Raw genomic sequence first — 15,303 nt, 5'->3', positions numbered from 1 at the left:
CCTTGGCTGGCTTGGTAACGATGAGACAACGTTGTCACGAAATGTTCTCCCCCTTGAGGTCTACGCGTTGACTATAGCGTGTGAGCTGCATTACACATGGGGATGACATCGTTGTCAGGCACGCCACGTGCCCTGAGACAGGAGATTCAAAGATGAGTTCCATCGCCCCTCGCTCCACCGCCCGCCGCCTCTTCGCCGCCGGCGCAATCCTGACCCTCGGTGCACTGAGCCTGACGGCCTGCGGAGGCAGTTCAGGCGGCACAGGCTCCTCCACCGGGGCTTCATCCGAAAAGATCGGCGTCTCGCTGATCGTCAAGACCACCGCCAACCCATTCTTCGTCTCCATGCAGGACGGCGCGAAAAAGGCTGCCGAAGCGGACGGCGTCGACCTCAAACTCGCGGCAGGCAAGGCCGACGGCGACGAGGACACCCAGATCCAGGCCATTGAAAACGCCATCTCCAAGGGCGACAAGGGAATCCTCATCACCCCCAACGGCCCGTCCGTCGTCGACGCCCTGAAGAAGGCCAAGGACGCCGGCCTCTTTGTCATCGCACTGGACACCCCTCCGGACCCGGCCGATGCCGCGGACATCACCTTCGCCACGGACAACTTCGCGGCCGGCGAGCTGATCGGAAAGTGGACCGCCGCGCAGCTGGGAGGCAAGAAGGCCACCATCGCCCTGATCGACCTCTTCGATGACAAGGTGGTCTCCGTTGACTACAACCGCGACCAGGGCTTCCTGACCGGCCTCGGCATCGACACGGCGGACAAGAAGAAGAACGGCGACGAAGCCAAGACCGGCAAGTACACCGGCGGCAAGGGCGGCGACTACGAGATTGTCGGTAACCAGGCTTCCCAGGGCGCCGAGGACGGCGGCCGCACGGCGATGGAGACCCTGCTGTCCAAGAACCCCAACATCAACGTCGTGTACACCATCAACGAACCTGCCGCCGCCGGAGCGTACGAGGCACTCAAGTCCGCCGGCAAGGAAAAAGACGTCCTCGTCGTCTCGGTGGACGGCGGATGCGCCGGCGTGAACAACGTCAAGGCAGGCGTCATCGGCGCCACCGCCCAGCAGTACCCGGTCAAGATGGCAGAGCTCGGCGTTAAGGCAATCGTCGACCTCGCCAAGACCGGCAAGAAGCCGGAGAACTCGGCAGGACTGGACTTCTTCAACACCGGAGTCGAACTGGTCACCGACAAGGCGGCCGAAGGCGTCAAGAGCATCACGACGGCGGATGCTGCCCAGATCTGCTGGGGCAAGTAGGACCGGCCGTTGTCAGGAGCAAACATGACCCAGCAACAGCAAGCAGCCGGACCGCCGGCCGAAAAGCCCACCGACCCGGCCGAGGAATTCCTGGACCGGAGCACACCCCTTAGCCGCATCCGCAATGTGCTGCACCGCTATCCCGCCCTGAGCCCAGCCATCGTGCTCCTGGTAGCCGTGGTGGTGTTCGGCATCCTCAACGACCGATTCCTGCGCGTTGAGAACCTCTCCCTCATTACGCAGCAGGTCTCCGTGGTGGGAACCCTCGCCATCGCACAGACCCTGATCATCCTCACTGCGGGAATCGACCTCTCAGTGGGCGCCGTAATGATCCTGGCGTCCATGGTGGTTGCGCAAATGACAGTTAACAACGGCATGCCGGCACCCCTGGCACTCGTGGCGGGGCTCGTCGTCGGACTCGCCGCGGGGGCGCTCAACGGTTTCCTCGTGACCAGGTTCAAGCTTCCGCCGTTCATCGTGACCCTGGGAACGCTGAACATCTTCATCGCGCTGACCCTGCTGTACTCGGGCGGTTCCACGGTGCGGGGCTCGAGCATGCCGGCCCTGCTGACCTGGATGGGCAGCACCTTCCCCGTGGGCCCGGTCCGGATCTCCACCGGGGTGGTCACGATGCTGCTGCTCTACATCGCCGTGGCATTCATCCTCGGCAAGACCGCCTGGGGGCGCCATGTCTATGCCGTGGGTGACGACAAGGAGGCGGCCCGCTTGGCCGGTATCCCCGTCAACCGGGTCCTCATGAGCGTCTATCTGGCCGCAGGCGCGGTCCTGGCCGTCGGCGCGTGGATCCAGATCGGCCGTACCAACGCGGCCAGCCCCAACGCCGGCGTGGACCTGAACCTGGACTCGATCACCGCCGTCGTCATCGGCGGCACGAGCCTCTTCGGCGGCCGCGGATCCGTCTGGGGTTCGTTGCTCGGGGCCCTGATCGTGGGCGTCTTCCGGAACGGCCTGTCCCTCGCCGGACTGGACGTCCTGTTCCAGACCCTCGCCGTCGGCGTGCTCATCATTGTCGCTGTGTCGGTGGACCAGTGGATCCGAAAGGTTAAGTCATGACCGCCGTCGACGTTCCCACCCCGGCTACCGGGACCCGCCAACCGATCCTGCAGGCACGCAACCTGGTGAAGACCTTCGGCAAGGTGGTGGGGCTGGACGGCGTCAGCCTGGACCTCTACCCCGGCGAAGTTCTGGCCATCATCGGTGACAACGGGGCCGGCAAGTCCACCCTGATCAAATGCCTCACCGGGGCCGAGATCCCGGATACCGGCGAACTGCTCGTGTCCGGGCAGCAGGTCCATTTCAAGCGGCCCCAGGACGCCAGGGCCCACGGCATCGAGACTGTTTACCAGAACCTGGCGGTCTCCCCCGCCCTGGATGTGGCTTCGAACCTGTTCCTTGGCCGGGAAGAGCGGCTCCCCGGGCCCCTGGGATCGATCTTCCGGGTCCTCGACACCAAAGGCATGCGCCGCAAGGCCAAGGCGGAGCTGATCCGGCTGGGTATTTCCACGCTCCAGGACGTCACCGTTCCGGTGGAGAACCTCTCCGGCGGGCAGCGTCAGGCAGTTGCCGTGGCCCGGGCCGCTGCCTTCGGTTCCAAGGTGGTGGTGCTGGACGAGCCGACGGCGGCCCTGGGCGTGCGTGAATCCAACCAGGTTCTGCAGTTGGTCCGGGACCTCCGGGACCGCGGGCTGCCGGTCATCCTGATCAGCCACAACATGCCTCACGTGTTCGACGTCGCCGACCGCATCCACATCCAGCGGCTCGGCAAGTGCGCGGCCACGATCACGCCACAATCGCACTCCATGACGGATGCTGTGGCGATCATGACAGGTGCCGCAACGGCCTGAACCGTCCTGACGGCGCTCCATCCCACCTCCCGTCCGCGGACCCGGCGCAGCCCAACAGCGCCGCGTCCGCGGACGGCCCCGCGAAAGGCATCCGGCAATGGCCAACTCGTACACAGCCTCCGCTCCCCAGGCGAACTCAGCCGACGTCGTCGTGATCGGCGAAGCGCTCATCGACGTCGTCACTACCTCCAACGGCACCGTTGAACACCCGGGCGGTTCGCCCGCCAACGTGGCCTACGGGCTGGGCCGGCTCGGGGTCAGGGCCAGCCTGCTGACCTCGATCGGCGACGACGAACGCGGTGCCGCGATTTCCCGCCACCTGTCCTCGGCCGGCGTGTCCCTGCTCCCGGGGTCCATCTCGGCGGGGCGGACCGCTTCGGCAACCGCCACGCTGGCCTCCGACGGTTCCGCCAGCTACGAGTTCGACATCTCCTGGGAACTGGCGCCCGTGGCTCCCGCTTCCCTCCCCAGGATCCTGCACACCGGGTCGATCGCCAGCTTCCTTTCTCCTGGAGCGGGAGCCGTCAGGACCTTGCTCGAGCAGTCGTACCGCGAAACCCTGGTCACCTACGACCCCAATATCCGGCCCGCGTTGCTCGGCACCCATGCCGAAGCGCTCACCATCTTCGAGGACCTCGTTCCGCTGACGGATGTGGTCAAACTCAGCGACGAGGACGCGCGCTGGCTCTACCCCGGCCTCGGGCTGGACGATGCCGCCGACCGTATCCTCGGGCTTGGCGCCGATCTTGCCGTAATCACGCGCGGCGCCGAAGGATCCCTGCTGGCGACACCGGCCAACCGCCTGCACGTGCCGGCGGTGAAGACCGTTGTTGCCGACACCATCGGAGCCGGCGACTCCTACATGGCCGCCCTGATCTACGGCCTGCTCAGCCGCAGCAGCGACGGCCTGGCACCTGCGGTGCTCGAACTCCTCGGCCGGACCGCGTCCAAAGCGGCCGCCATCACGGTCAGCAGGCCCGGTGCGAACCCGCCCACGACAGAAGAATTGGCGGCGGAACCGGTGCCCGCGCCCGCTTAGGCTCGCAGGGCGGCAACCCTTCGCATTGAAAACCCGGAGACCACCAGCAGCAAGCCTGCGACGGCGGTGAACGCCGCCAGCAGCCCCGAAAGGGCCAGGATGCCGATGCCTGGGTTGACGAGGAGAAGGATGCCAAACGCGATAAGGACAAATCCTGTCAGCGCTGGGCTCCGCCAGGCCCTGAGGGTGGTCCGGCCTTCAAGCGCGATGAAGATCTGCGTGATTCCCAACGCCAAGGCCCAAATCCCCGTGAGGAGAGCCAGCGCCGCGACCGCAATGCCGGGCCACGAAACGGCCACCAGGCCGACGGCAACGGAGGCAATCCCGCCGATCATGCTCCAGCGGGAGTGGCGTACGGGATCGTAGTAGTAATGCGCGAGGTTCGCGAGGCCATCGGTCATCGCGTAGATTCCGAACACATACGCGAGGGCGAACACCGTGGCAACCGGCAAGGACGCCACCGCCAAGGCCAGAAGCAAGGCCAACGCCCCACGGAAAATGAGGCCCGTGCCCGAATGCTTGTACAACTTGCGCGCTGCTATGGCGGACATATCCACAGTTTAGTCCGCCCCGGCCACAGGGGACATGGGACAGCGGCCCCGGATTCCGCGATGCCCCGGATTCAGTGCCCTGCGGACTTGGCAGCCTTGGCCGCGGCCTTCGCAGCCTGCTTGGAGGCGCGGACCTTCCGCAACGATTCCGGATCCACGATGTCTGCCACGGAAAGGAAGACGTCGGCCTGGCCATAGTTCCCGGCGGCTTCGCGCCAACCCGGTGCCTGGAGACCGCATTGCTTGCCAAGAAGGGCCAGGAAGATCTTGGCCTTCTGCTCGCCGAAGCCCGGCAGCGCCTTGAGCCGGTTCAGCACTTCCTTGCCGTCGGGCTCGCCCTTCGTCCAGATGGCGGTGGCGTCTCCGCCCCATTCGTGCTCAACGGTCTCGGCGAGCGCCTGGACCCTGCCCGCCATCGAGCCCGGGAAGCGGTGCACGGCAGGGCTCTCCTTGAACATCTCGACAAAGTCCCCGGGGTCGTAGCCGGCAACCGTTGCCGGCGCGATGGAACCGATGCGCGTCCGGATCTTCTCCGGTCCGGCGAACGCCGACTCCATGGTCACCTGCTGGTCCAGCAGCATGCCGGTGAGCAGTGCAAACGCGTCGTCGCTGAGCAGTTTGTCGGCGGCCGGATCCCCCGTGATGTGCAGTTCCATGCGCCCTATCCTGCCACCCGGCCCTGCACCCGTCACGGCTCCTCCCAGCAACGCGGGGTCAGCTACGGCCCATGTTGCGTCCCGGAACGGGCCGTAAGTGACCCCGTGTTGCTCTTTAGGAGGGGTGTCCGCGCAACACCACGATCCCCCACGCCGCCAGCAGCACCGCCGCGAGGAGCAGTCCGGCCTCGCCGAGCTCGATCGACCCGAGCCAGCTGGTCACAGGATCGTCCAGGCTGAACGCGGCCTTGAGGAAACCGCCGAGGGTGATGACCGAAATGAAGAACGCGGAGGCCGCGGAGATCCCGGTGATCACGGCGTTGAAGCCCAGTTTCCGCTGCGGGTCGGCGAGAGCAGAGCGGTACATACGCATCATCGCGACGCCGTTGACCGAGTCGCAGAGGGTCATGGCCGCGGCGAACGCCAACGGCAGGGACAGCAGCGCCAGCGGAGAGGCCCCGGCGAGGGAGGCCGCCGTCGTCATGACCAACAGCCCGATGGTGGTGGCGGTATCGAAACCCAGCCCGAACAGGAAGCCGATCACGTAGATGTTCCGGGGCCGCCGCACCCGGGCGAGCGGGCGGGCGAGCAGCCGCGCGACAAACCCCCGGGCCTCCAGGTCCTCGACGGCGACCGCGCCGCCGGCCTTCGACCGCCGGTACAGCTGCGTAGCCCGGAGGAACGCCGCGCCGTTGAAGATGCCCATCGCCAGCAGGAACAGGCCCGAAACTCCGCTGCCGATCAGCCCGAGCACCAGGTTCGCGGCGCTGCCGTCCTCCATGAACTGGCCCACCACGGTGGCGCCCGCCAGCACCAGTGCCCCGGCCAGCACCACCACGGAACTGTGCCCCAGGCTGAACGCGAAGCCCACGCTGACGGGCTCCCCGCCCTGGGCCACGAACTTCCGGGTGGAGTTGTCGATCGCCGCGAGATGGTCCCAGTCGTAGCTGTGCTTGACGCCGGCCAGGTACGCGGTGAGTACCAGCCCGAGCGCCAGCGGCTGTCCGCCGCTTTCCCCCGAACGCAGCAGGCCGAACAGCAGCAGCCCGACGGCGGCCAGATGCAGGGCGGCGACCGCGCCGAAGGTGAACAGCAGCCGCGTCCGCAGCGGCAGGTCTTCGCGTTGCCGGTACAGGACGGCGAAGCCGGTCAGAGTCGTCATCAGTACTTCCTCAGGTTCAGCGGCTCCTGGCCGTACCAGTGCTTGCGCAGGTGCGCGGTGCAGGCACCGAGAAGGCGGTTCAGTTCTTCAGTGTTGTCCGACAGCGCCCGCAGCACCAGCCCCGTGGTTCCGCCGACCGTCGCGGTCAGGGAGACACCGGCCAAGGCGTCATGCGGTGCGGCCAGCGCGTGCAGTTCATCGGCGAGCGCCTGGTCCACCCGCGCATCGACCACCAGCAGCGACCCCAGGTGGCTACGGCCTTCCATGAAGCCCAGCCCCGTGACGTTACCCGCCTGGGCACCGCGCCGCGGCTTGACCAGGACGTTGTCCAGTGCCAGCAAGCCCGCCTCCCCCGTCGGGCCTTCCACCCGGATTTCGGTGCGCAGCCGCAGTTCCTCGTACTGGAAGGCCGTGCGTTCAGGGGACCATCCGGGCGTGACGATTTCGCTCATGACCAGGCTCGACGCCGGATGCACGGTGATGCGGGTGTCCTGACGGTAACTGGCCTCCCGGTAGGCGATGAGCTGGTCCGGCGCCAGTTCCAGTCTGGCGCCCTCGCCGAGCCGAATGGACATGCGCTGTTCAGCGAAGGAGCCCGGCGTACGGTAGATCTTGGTGGCCGACTGGGTGGTCAGCAGCAGCGAGGCCCCGGCTTCAACTTCGACGTCGATCACGTACAAGTCCGCGCCCAGGTACGCCCCGCCCGGGTTCACCATCACGTAGCCGAGCTGCCCCGAGTCGTCCAGGTAGTGCGGCCGCAAGACCCGAAGGGCACCCTGATGGAACTGGTGCACGGCCACGGAACGTCCGCCGTGGCGGGCCACGCGCAGGCGGAGCTCCCCCATCGGTGACCCAACGGCTGCGGCAGGCGCCGCCGTCGAACGCGCGCCGGCCGCCGTCGTACTGGTGCTCATCACGATCCGCTCACTGGACTGTACTCAATGAACAAGGTACTCACTGAACCAGGTCGAGCATCAGGACGTCGTGCCGGATCCATTCGATGACCGCTTCCAGGCCTTCGTCCGTCTTGAGATTGGTGAAGCAGAACGGCTTATCGCCGCGGAATTCCTTGGAGTCGCGCTCCATCACGGCCAGGTCCGCGCCGACGTGGGGCGCCAGGTCCGTCTTGTTGATGATGAAAAGGTCGGATTTGATCATGCCCTGCCCGGCCTTGCGCGGGATCTTCTCGCCCTGGGCGACGTCGATAATGTAGATCGAGAAGTCCACCAGTTCGGGGCTGAAGGTGGCCGAGAGGTTGTCGCCGCCGGATTCGACGAAGATCACCTGGAGGTCCGGGTGCCGTCTCTTCAGTTCCTCGATGGCCGCGGTGTTCATGGACGTGTCTTCGCGGATGGCGGTGTGCGGGCAGCCGCCGGTTTCGACGCCGATGATCCGGTCCTCGGGCAGGATGCCGTTGGCGGCCAGGATCTTGGCGTCCTCGATCGTGTAGATGTCGTTGGTGATGGCGGCCATGGAGATCTCCGCACTCATGTGCCGGGTGAGGCGCTCCACGAGCTGGGTCTTGCCGGCGCCCACGGGCCCGCCGATGCCGATCTTGACCGGTTCTGATGTAACGAGTTCAGTCATGGTGTCCTCCTACTAGCTCATGAACATGCGGGCACGTTGTCTCTCGTGCCGCATCTGCGAAATTTCCAGGCCCGGGCTGACGGCTCCGAAGTCGTCCGGTGTAAGGGTGCGGACCCGTTCGACCGCGGCAGCAACACCGTCGTGCGCTGCACGCAGCACCCGCTGCCCGGCGTTCTGGCCGAGCGGGATGGCCCGCACGGCGTTCTGGGTCAGCGAGGTGACCGCGGCGAAAAGGTACGCGGGGAGCGCCTCCTCGAGCGGGATGTCCAGTGAGCACGCGACGACGGCGAACGCCAGCGGCTGGTGGCCGGCGGCCCGGCCGGTGGCCACCGCAGCCCGGTACGCTTCCAGCTCCGGGGACGGGAAGACCTCGGAGCCGATCTCTAGCAGCCGGCCGCCCATCTTGGTGCTCGCTTCGCGGACCTGCCGGGGAAGCAGCTGGGCGCTCAGGTGCTCATCGAGTTCCGCGAGCGGCATACCTTCGTAGAGGAAGCGGATGGCCAGGGCGTCCGAGTACGTCAGCTGCTGGCCCAGGAACGCGGCCAGCCAGGTGCCGAAGCTTGCTTCGTCGTGCACCAGCCCGCGCTCCAGGTAGGACTCGAAGCCGAACGAGTGCGCGAACGCCCCGGTGGGCAGCGCGGAATCCGTGAGCTGCTGCAGGGCAAGGCGGCGGCTAGTGGGTGTGCTCGGCATGGCGGAACGGAACGGGCATGACCCGTTCCTGGCGGTCGTAGGGAACGCCGACGTGCTTGAGGTAGTCCTCCACGGTGTGGTCGTACTGGCAGACCATGACCTCGGCGGCGTACTCGGAGGCGGCGTCGAAGAACTGGGCCTGCAGGTGCCGGTTGCCCAGGGAGTGCGCCACGACGCCCATTTCGTGGATGGTGCGCGGGGCGATCACCAGCACGTCCGTGGGCAGTACCGACACGACGATCAGGTTCTTTTCCTCCACAGCCAGGATGTCGCCGTCGCGCAGGTCCGGGGAACCGGACGGCAGGCGGATTCCGAGCTCCTTGCCGTGGTCCGTGGTGACGCGCTGGATGCGTTTGACCAGCAGGGCGCTGGGCAGCACCACCTTCTCCTTGTGGTGGCCGGCGTAGGAGCCGGGATCGGGCAGCTCGTGCAGGTTGCCCTGGATTTTCTCGATGATCATGCTGTTTTCTCCGTGCCGCTCAGAATCCGGACCGCTCAAAAGAGGAAGTAGCGCTGCGCCATGGGCAGCTCCGTGACGGGTTCGCAGCTGACGTCCTCGCCGTCCACCGTCACCTTGTAGGTTTCGGGGTCGACGGCGATGTCCGGCGTCGCGTCGTTGAACTTCAGGTCCGCCTTCCTCAGGGAGCGGATGCCCGAGACCGGGCGGATGGTTTTCTCCAGGCCGAGTTCCTCCGGGACGCCGGCCTCGATGGCCGCCTTGGACAGGAAGGTGATGGAGGACTTCTGCATGGCTTTACCGAAGGTGGCGAACATGGGCCGCATGGTGCGCGGCTGCGGCGTGGGGATGGAGGCGTTGGCGTCGCCCATGATGGCATAGGCAATCTGCCCGCCCTTGATGACCAGCTCCGGCTTCACGCCGAAGAACGCCGGGTCCCACAGGACGAGGTCCGCGAACTTGCCTTCCTCCACGGAGCCGATGGAGTCCGCCATGCCCTGCGCGATCGCCGGATTGATGGTGTATTTCGCCACATAGCGCTTGAGGCGGAAGTTGTCGCTGTCCGCGGAACCGTGGGCAGTCCCGGCCGGGTCAGCCAAAGCGCCGCGCTGCTTCTTCATCTTGTCCGCCAGCTGCCAGGTGCGGGTGATGACCTCGCCCACCCTGCCCATGGCCTGCGAGTCGGAGGAGGTGATCGAGAAGATGCCGAGGTCCTGCAGCACGTCCTCGGCGGCGATGGTTTCGGCGCGGATGCGCGAATCGGCGAAGGCCACGTCCTCCGGGATGTCCGGGTTCAAGTGGTGGCAGACCATGAGCATGTCCAAATGCTCTTCGATGGTGTTGCGCGTGTACGGCAGCGTGGGGTTGGTGGAGGCCGGCAGCACGTTGGGCATGCCGGCGATCTTGATGATGTCCGGGGCGTGGCCGCCGCCGGCGCCCTCGGTGTGGAAGGTGTGGATGACCCGGCCGTCGATTGCCTTGATGGTGTCCTCCACGAAGCCGCACTCGTTGAGGGTGTCCGTGTGGATGGCCACCTGCACGTCGTATTCGTCCGCGGCCTTGAGGGAGTTGTCGATTGAAGATGTCGTGGAGCCCCAGTCCTCGTGGACCTTCAACCCCACCGCGCCCGCACGGATCTGTTCGGCCAAGGGCTCGACGGCGGAGGCGTGGCCCTTGCCGAAGACGCCGATGTTCACGGGCAGCCCCTCGGCGGCCTGCAGCATGCGCTTGATGTGCCAGGCGCCGGGGGTGACGGTGGTGGCTTTGGTGCCCTCGGCCGGGCCGGTGCCGCCGCCCACCATGGTGGTGATGCCGCTGCTGATCGCAGCGGGCACTTGGTCCGGAGAGATGAAGTGGATGTGGGTGTCGATGCCGCCGGCGGTGAGGATCTTCCGTTCACCGGCGATGATCTCGGTGCTTGCGCCGATCACGATGTCCACGCCGCTGCTGATGTCCGGGTTGCCGGCCTTGCCGATCCTGAAGATGTGGCCGTCCCGGAGCGCGACGTCAGCCTTGTAAATGCCCGTGTAGTCCAGCACGATCACGTTGGTGATGACGGTATCCGGGATGTCTTCATTCCGGGTGGCCTGCCCGTTCTGGCCCATCCCGTCGCGGATCACCTTCCCGCCGCCGAAGACCGCTTCTTCGCCGTAGACCGTGTAGTCCTTCTCGATCTCGAGGAACAGCCCGGTATCGGCGAGCCGGATGGCGTCGCCGGTCGTCGGGCCGTACAGCTCGGCGTACTGCCGCCGCGGAAGCTCGAAACTCACTGGGTGCCTCCCTCAAGGCGGGTGCCGCCCTCGAGCTTTCCGTTGACAGCATTGCTGAGCCCGTGAACCTCCCGGTTCCCGGCGAGTTCCACGAGCCGCACGGTGCGGCGGTCCCCCGGTTCGAAACGCGCCGCGGTGCCGGCGGGGATGTCCAGGCGGTGGCCGTAGGCAGCCTCCCGGTCGAACTCGAGTGCCTGGTTCGCCTCGGCGAAGTGGTAGTGGGAGCCGACCTGCACGGGCCGGTCGCCGCGGTTGACGACGTCGACGGCGATCGCCTCGCGGCCGCTGTTGCAGTGGATCGGCTCGGGGCGGAGCCGGTATTCGCCCGGGATCATGTGCGGCCTCCTAGCGGATGGGGTGGTGGACGGTGACGAGCTTGGTGCCGTCGGGGAAGGTGGCCTCGATCTGCACGTCGTGGATCATTTCCGGCACGCCTTCCATGACGTCCTCGCGGCCCAGGATGGTGGTTCCCCAGCTCATGAGCTCGGCCACGGTGCGGCCGTCGCGTGCGCCTTCGATAAGCTCGTAGCTGATGATGGCCACGGCTTCGGGATGGTTCAGTTTGAGGCCCCGGGCCTGCCTCCGCCGGGCCAGGTCCGCGGCCACCACGATCATGAGCTTTTCCTGCTCACGGGGCATCAAATGCATCGCTTCTCCTCATCGCCGGGCACGCTTCCCGATGGTTTGTGACAAGAGTAGGCGCGGGGTGTTTCGACGAGGTTTCGAGATGCTGGGAACACGGCCGAAGCGGGAGCTCGCAGTACCCGTATCAACCGGGGCTACAAGGAGCGGTCCGCAGACTGGCCAGAGCCCGGTTCTCACACCGTGAACGTAACCGTGGCCAGGACCCGGGAGCGGTTGATCTGCTTGGGGATTTCCAGCGTGGCCGTGCAGTTGCCCGACGGCGGGTAGACGGCCTGGGTGATGCCGGTGCCGTCCGCGCCGATCACCACGGTGAGGGTGGTGGAGTAGTCCCCGCAGACGATCCGCACCGTGTAGTAGTCCCGGTTGTTCGCGCCCTGCACGGTAAAGCTGACGCCGCCGTCGGGCAGGTAGTTCACGGTGAGCGGGCCATCGGAGGGCGCCGCGGCGGGTGCCGGCTCGGCGGAGGTGGTTGAGGTGGGCTGGGTGGCGGAAGCCTGGGTGGAGGACGACGTATCCGGCGACGACATCGTAGCGGCGGCCGGGCTGCCGGCCGGGGCAGTGTAGCCCGCCGGCGCGGCGTCGTCGTTGCTGATGGTCACCTGCCCGTAACCGTCGGCGAGGTTGAAGTCCGGCCCGGCAAGGAGTTGGACCATGAACTGCTCGGCGGATTCGTAGAGCGTGTCCTCGTAGACCGTCACGGTGATGGTCGTTGTCGTGCTGTTGGCAGCGAACGTCGCGGTTCCGGAAGCGGCGAGGAAGTCCGAACCGGCCGCCGCGGTCCCTGCCAGGGTCCGCCAACCGAGCGTCAACGGCGTTGCCTGGACCTGGCTCAGCGTCAGGGTGAGCGTCACCGTCCTGGACCCGCTGTTGCCTTCGACCATGGTGGCGTCGCCGATCCGCACCTCGCGCTGGATGACGGCGGGAGGGGTGAACTGGTCGTCGTCGGTGCGGAAGCGGAAGCTGTTGAACGAGGCGGGCTCCGTGCCCGGGACCGGCCTGCCCAGCAGGCCCGTGCGGCCGTCCGCGACGGCGGAGTTGAAGGGGAGGCTGGTGACCACCTGGCCGTTGAGCGTCACGGTGGCCACGGTGGCTTTGAGCACCAGGTTGAGGGTCTGTTCGCTGCCGGCCGCGATGGTCCGGGCGATGGCCTGGTCCACCACCCAGCCGCTGCGCGGGCTCACGTGCCCGATCAGCACCCGCTGGCCGGGGACGTCCAGCACCACGAACTTGTAGTCGTTGGCGGCGTAGTAGTCGAAGACGATGCCGGTGACGCCGGAGGCCCGGAATGCGGCCTCGACCTCCACGTAGGACAGGGGGTCGATTCCGGTGCTGCCGAACTGGGCTGATGCGAGCGCGGTGTTGGCGGGGAACGCGCCGCCGGTAGTGCCTGCCATGCCGAGGTAGCGGCCGGTGTCGATGGTCCACGAGCCGGCTGCCGGGGTGAACGCCTCGGCCGTGCCGTCGTCGAAGTATTCCGTGCGGTCCAGCGAGATCTCCGGCGAGATGACCGTCAGGGCGATGTTGTCGAACCAGCCCTGGGCCTGCTGCGAACCGAAGCCCACCAGCCCTTTGTTGAGCGCCACGGCGTCGCCGTCGACGTACCGCACCGGGAACTGGTGGCTGAAGGCGTTCTTGCCGTCGATCGTCACGATGACCACCAGTCCGTTGACCACCACGTTCAGTTCGTAGTACCTGCCGGCGCTCACCGAACCGGGCACCGCGGCCTGGGCGTCGTACCACCAGCCGGAGGCGTTGCGGTGGCCGATCACCATCTTGTTGATCGAGTCGTCGATGCCGGCGAACTTGAAGTCCTCCGGGCCGAAGTAGTCGAAGATGGTGAACGCGTTGGCCTTCCAGCCGCCGGTTGCCTTGTCCATGGAGATCTTGGCGGCGATCTCGTAGTACACGGACTTGTAGGCGTCCGAGTACCAGACGGCGACGGCGTCCTGCGAGGGTCCTGCGGCGGTCACCTTGAGCAGGCCGTTCTGGACGGTGAACGCACCTGAGTCGGTGGCGAAGCCCTGCAGGGTGCCGTCGTTGAAGTCGGCGCCGCGGAGGGTGTCGCGGCGGCCACCCGGGATGTTGCCGGCCTGCGGGTCGGTGGGTCCGCCGGTCTGCGTCTGCCACTGGCCGTGGTCGTGCTGGGTGATGAGGCCCAGCTCGCCGTCGGGCTCGCCGTTGCGGGCGGGGTCGTTGCCGGTGTCGGTGGCCCGCGTCGGGTCCGCACCCTGGCTGCGGGAGAGGGCGTACAGGAACCTGGGCAGCTGCGGTTCCACCTGGCGGCTGACGGTGGCGATGCCGAACGGTGCGAACGGCACGAGGTAGCTGTTGAATTCGCCCACCCAGTCGATCAACCGGTCGCCGCCGGTGTTGCCGATGAGGATGTCCAGGCCGGCACCGCCGAAGACGCGGTCCTGGTAGCTGGAGTTCACGCCGTCGGGTGCGTCGTTGAGGCCGTTGTTGGTGGTCAGCAGGTCATCCGCGTTGGAGAGGTCGTTGCCCCAGCCGGCCCAGATGGTGTCCTGGCCGGTGCCGCCCACGGACCAATCGTTGCCGAGGTCGCCGAAGATGGCGTCGTCGCCGTCGGAGGGCTGGTTGGTGATGGTTCCGGTGCAGTTGCCTTGGTTGTCGACGGCGATGCAGGCGGTCACCCAGTTGCCGGACGTGGCGTCGTTGTTCAGGAAGAACTGCCGGGTCCACGGCGGGGTGATGCCCTTCCAGACGCTTCCGTCGGTGTTGAAGAGGACGACGCGGCGCGGATCGTATTCGTCGTAGAGCAGGAACTCGCCCAACCGGCCCATGTTGTGGTTGTTGCTGTGCCAGGCGTTGGTGTCGGCGCCGAAGTGCAGCACATCGCCCGGGTTGTACGGGTGCAGGTAGTCGATCAGTTCCAGGCCCGTTGCGTTGCCGTTGGCCTCGTTGCCGCCGGCGTCGAAGTGCTGGGCGTAGGAGGTGCCCAGCGCCTCGGAGCCGGAGACGGCGTCGTCGCCCGCGCCGCCATGGATGAAGTCGTTGCCCCAGCCGCCGAAGATGATGTCGTCCGAGTTGTTGGCGTCGAAGAGCGGCTGGTTGGCCACGTGGTGCTGGCTGGCGTTGACGTTGTCGCCCAGGTTGTACGGGGTGAGGTCCGCGGCCTTGGCCAGCTGGCCGGCAACGTTGATGGTGGCGGTCTGCACCCGGCCCGGGGTGTAGATGGCCTCGTTGAGGACGTCCCCTTCGCTGGTGCGGGTGTCCGGGTCCACGGTGCGGAACTTGTAGACGCCGTAGAGCGGCTCGCCCAGCTGCGTGCACACGGCGCTGGAGGCGAGCGAGCAGCCGGTGTTGCGGCTGGTGAAGATCCGCCCGTCGTCGCCGAGGATGCCGTCCGTTCCGGTGCCGCCGGAGATCCAGTCGTTGCCCCAGCCGCCGATCAGGTCGTCGTCCTGCGCGTCACCATAGAGGGCGTCGTGGTCTGCCCCGGCGTAGACGGTATCGTCGCCGGACTCGCCGTGGACCTCGTCCCGGCCGCCGATCTGCGTGTACTTCCAGGTGCCGGTGGCGGTGTCCAGGACGATCGAGCAGGTGGGCTGGGTGGGCGAGCCGTTGCAGTCCGAACCGGCGCCCTGGCCGAA

The 15,303-nt window shown here is 66.9% G+C and carries 15 protein-coding genes (1 of these 15 running past the window's edge); 4 read left to right on the top strand and 11 right to left on the bottom strand.

The features are described 5' to 3' along the window. Window positions 1–152 precede the first annotated feature (152 nt). From DWV11_RS17195 to DWV11_RS17180, 4 genes are all read left to right on the top strand, one after another. A complete protein-coding gene (locus DWV11_RS17195; RefSeq protein WP_115790142.1) occupies window positions 153–1,268 on the top strand; it encodes a substrate-binding domain-containing protein in 1,116 nt (371 codons plus the stop codon). Between the two features lie 24 nt (window positions 1,269–1,292). Continuing rightward, window positions 1,293–2,342 carry an ABC transporter permease gene (locus DWV11_RS17190; RefSeq protein ID WP_115790141.1) on the top strand — a complete coding sequence of 350 codons (1,050 nt, stop codon included), beginning with the start codon at window positions 1,293–1,295 and terminating at the stop codon, window positions 2,340–2,342. Continuing rightward, complete coding sequence (locus DWV11_RS17185) at window positions 2,339–3,133, top strand: ATP-binding cassette domain-containing protein (RefSeq protein WP_115790140.1); 795 nt, start codon at window positions 2,339–2,341, stop codon at window positions 3,131–3,133. Before DWV11_RS17190 ends, DWV11_RS17185 begins: the two co-directional genes overlap by 4 nt. A gap of 97 nt (window positions 3,134–3,230) precedes the next feature. After that, window positions 3,231–4,172 carry a carbohydrate kinase family protein gene (locus DWV11_RS17180; RefSeq protein WP_115790139.1) on the top strand — a complete coding sequence of 314 codons (942 nt, stop codon included), beginning with the start codon at window positions 3,231–3,233 and terminating at the stop codon, window positions 4,170–4,172. Here DWV11_RS17180 and DWV11_RS17175 read toward each other — a convergent pair. The 11 genes from DWV11_RS17175 to DWV11_RS17125 form a co-directional block, all read right to left on the bottom strand. Then, window positions 4,169–4,723, bottom strand: a complete 555-nt coding sequence (locus tag DWV11_RS17175; protein WP_115790138.1) for an HdeD family acid-resistance protein — start codon at window positions 4,721–4,723, stop codon at window positions 4,169–4,171. The genes DWV11_RS17180 and DWV11_RS17175 overlap by 4 nt on opposite strands. A 71-nt stretch (window positions 4,724–4,794) precedes the next feature. Further along, a complete protein-coding gene (locus DWV11_RS17170) occupies window positions 4,795–5,379 on the bottom strand; it encodes an HhH-GPD-type base excision DNA repair protein (RefSeq protein WP_210725782.1) in 585 nt (194 codons plus the stop codon). Window positions 5,380–5,494: 115 nt separating this feature from the next. Beyond that, on the bottom strand, window positions 5,495–6,541 hold the full coding sequence (locus DWV11_RS17165; RefSeq protein ID WP_115790137.1) for a HoxN/HupN/NixA family nickel/cobalt transporter: 1,047 nt from the start codon (window positions 6,539–6,541) through the stop codon (window positions 5,495–5,497). Beyond that, window positions 6,541–7,455, bottom strand: coding sequence for an urease accessory protein UreD (locus tag DWV11_RS17160; RefSeq protein ID WP_115790136.1), 915 nt, complete (start codon window positions 7,453–7,455; stop codon window positions 6,541–6,543). Before DWV11_RS17160 ends, DWV11_RS17165 begins: the two co-directional genes overlap by 1 nt. 40 nt (window positions 7,456–7,495) lie before the next feature. Next, window positions 7,496–8,128 (bottom strand): urease accessory protein UreG, encoded by a 633-nt coding sequence (ureG, locus tag DWV11_RS17155; RefSeq protein ID WP_115790135.1) that lies wholly within the window; start codon window positions 8,126–8,128, stop codon window positions 7,496–7,498. A 12-nt stretch (window positions 8,129–8,140) separates the two neighbouring features. Beyond that, entirely contained in the window at window positions 8,141–8,821 is a 681-nt protein-coding gene (locus tag DWV11_RS17150) for an urease accessory protein UreF (RefSeq protein ID WP_115790134.1), read from the bottom strand. Further along, the gene (gene ureE / locus DWV11_RS17145) at window positions 8,802–9,281 is read right to left on the bottom strand and encodes an urease accessory protein UreE (protein ID WP_115790133.1); all 480 of its coding nucleotides are present in this window, start codon (window positions 9,279–9,281) and stop codon (window positions 8,802–8,804) included. The genes DWV11_RS17150 and ureE overlap by 20 nt, the downstream gene beginning before the upstream one ends. 35 nt (window positions 9,282–9,316) lie before the next feature. Further along, window positions 9,317–11,047 carry an urease subunit alpha gene (gene ureC, locus DWV11_RS17140; protein WP_115790132.1) on the bottom strand — a complete coding sequence of 577 codons (1,731 nt, stop codon included), beginning with the start codon at window positions 11,045–11,047 and terminating at the stop codon, window positions 9,317–9,319. After that, entirely contained in the window at window positions 11,044–11,382 is a 339-nt protein-coding gene (locus DWV11_RS17135; protein WP_115790131.1) for an urease subunit beta, read from the bottom strand. The genes ureC and DWV11_RS17135 overlap by 4 nt, the downstream gene beginning before the upstream one ends. A 10-nt stretch (window positions 11,383–11,392) precedes the next feature. Then, entirely contained in the window at window positions 11,393–11,695 is a 303-nt protein-coding gene (locus tag DWV11_RS17130; RefSeq protein WP_115790130.1) for an urease subunit gamma, read from the bottom strand. Window positions 11,696–11,865: 170 nt separating this feature from the next. Continuing rightward, on the bottom strand, window positions 11,866–15,303 hold the 3' portion of the coding sequence (locus DWV11_RS17125; RefSeq protein ID WP_136017938.1) for a Calx-beta domain-containing protein. 25,728 nt of this gene lie beyond the right edge of the window; only the last 3,438 of its 29,166 coding nucleotides appear in the window; the start codon falls outside the window, past its right edge; its stop codon occupies window positions 11,866–11,868.

The organism is Arthrobacter silvisoli (assembly GCF_003369445.1).
Classification (GTDB): domain Bacteria; phylum Actinomycetota; class Actinomycetes; order Actinomycetales; family Micrococcaceae; genus Arthrobacter; species Arthrobacter silvisoli.
This window is presented reverse-complemented; position numbering and strand designations above follow the sequence as displayed.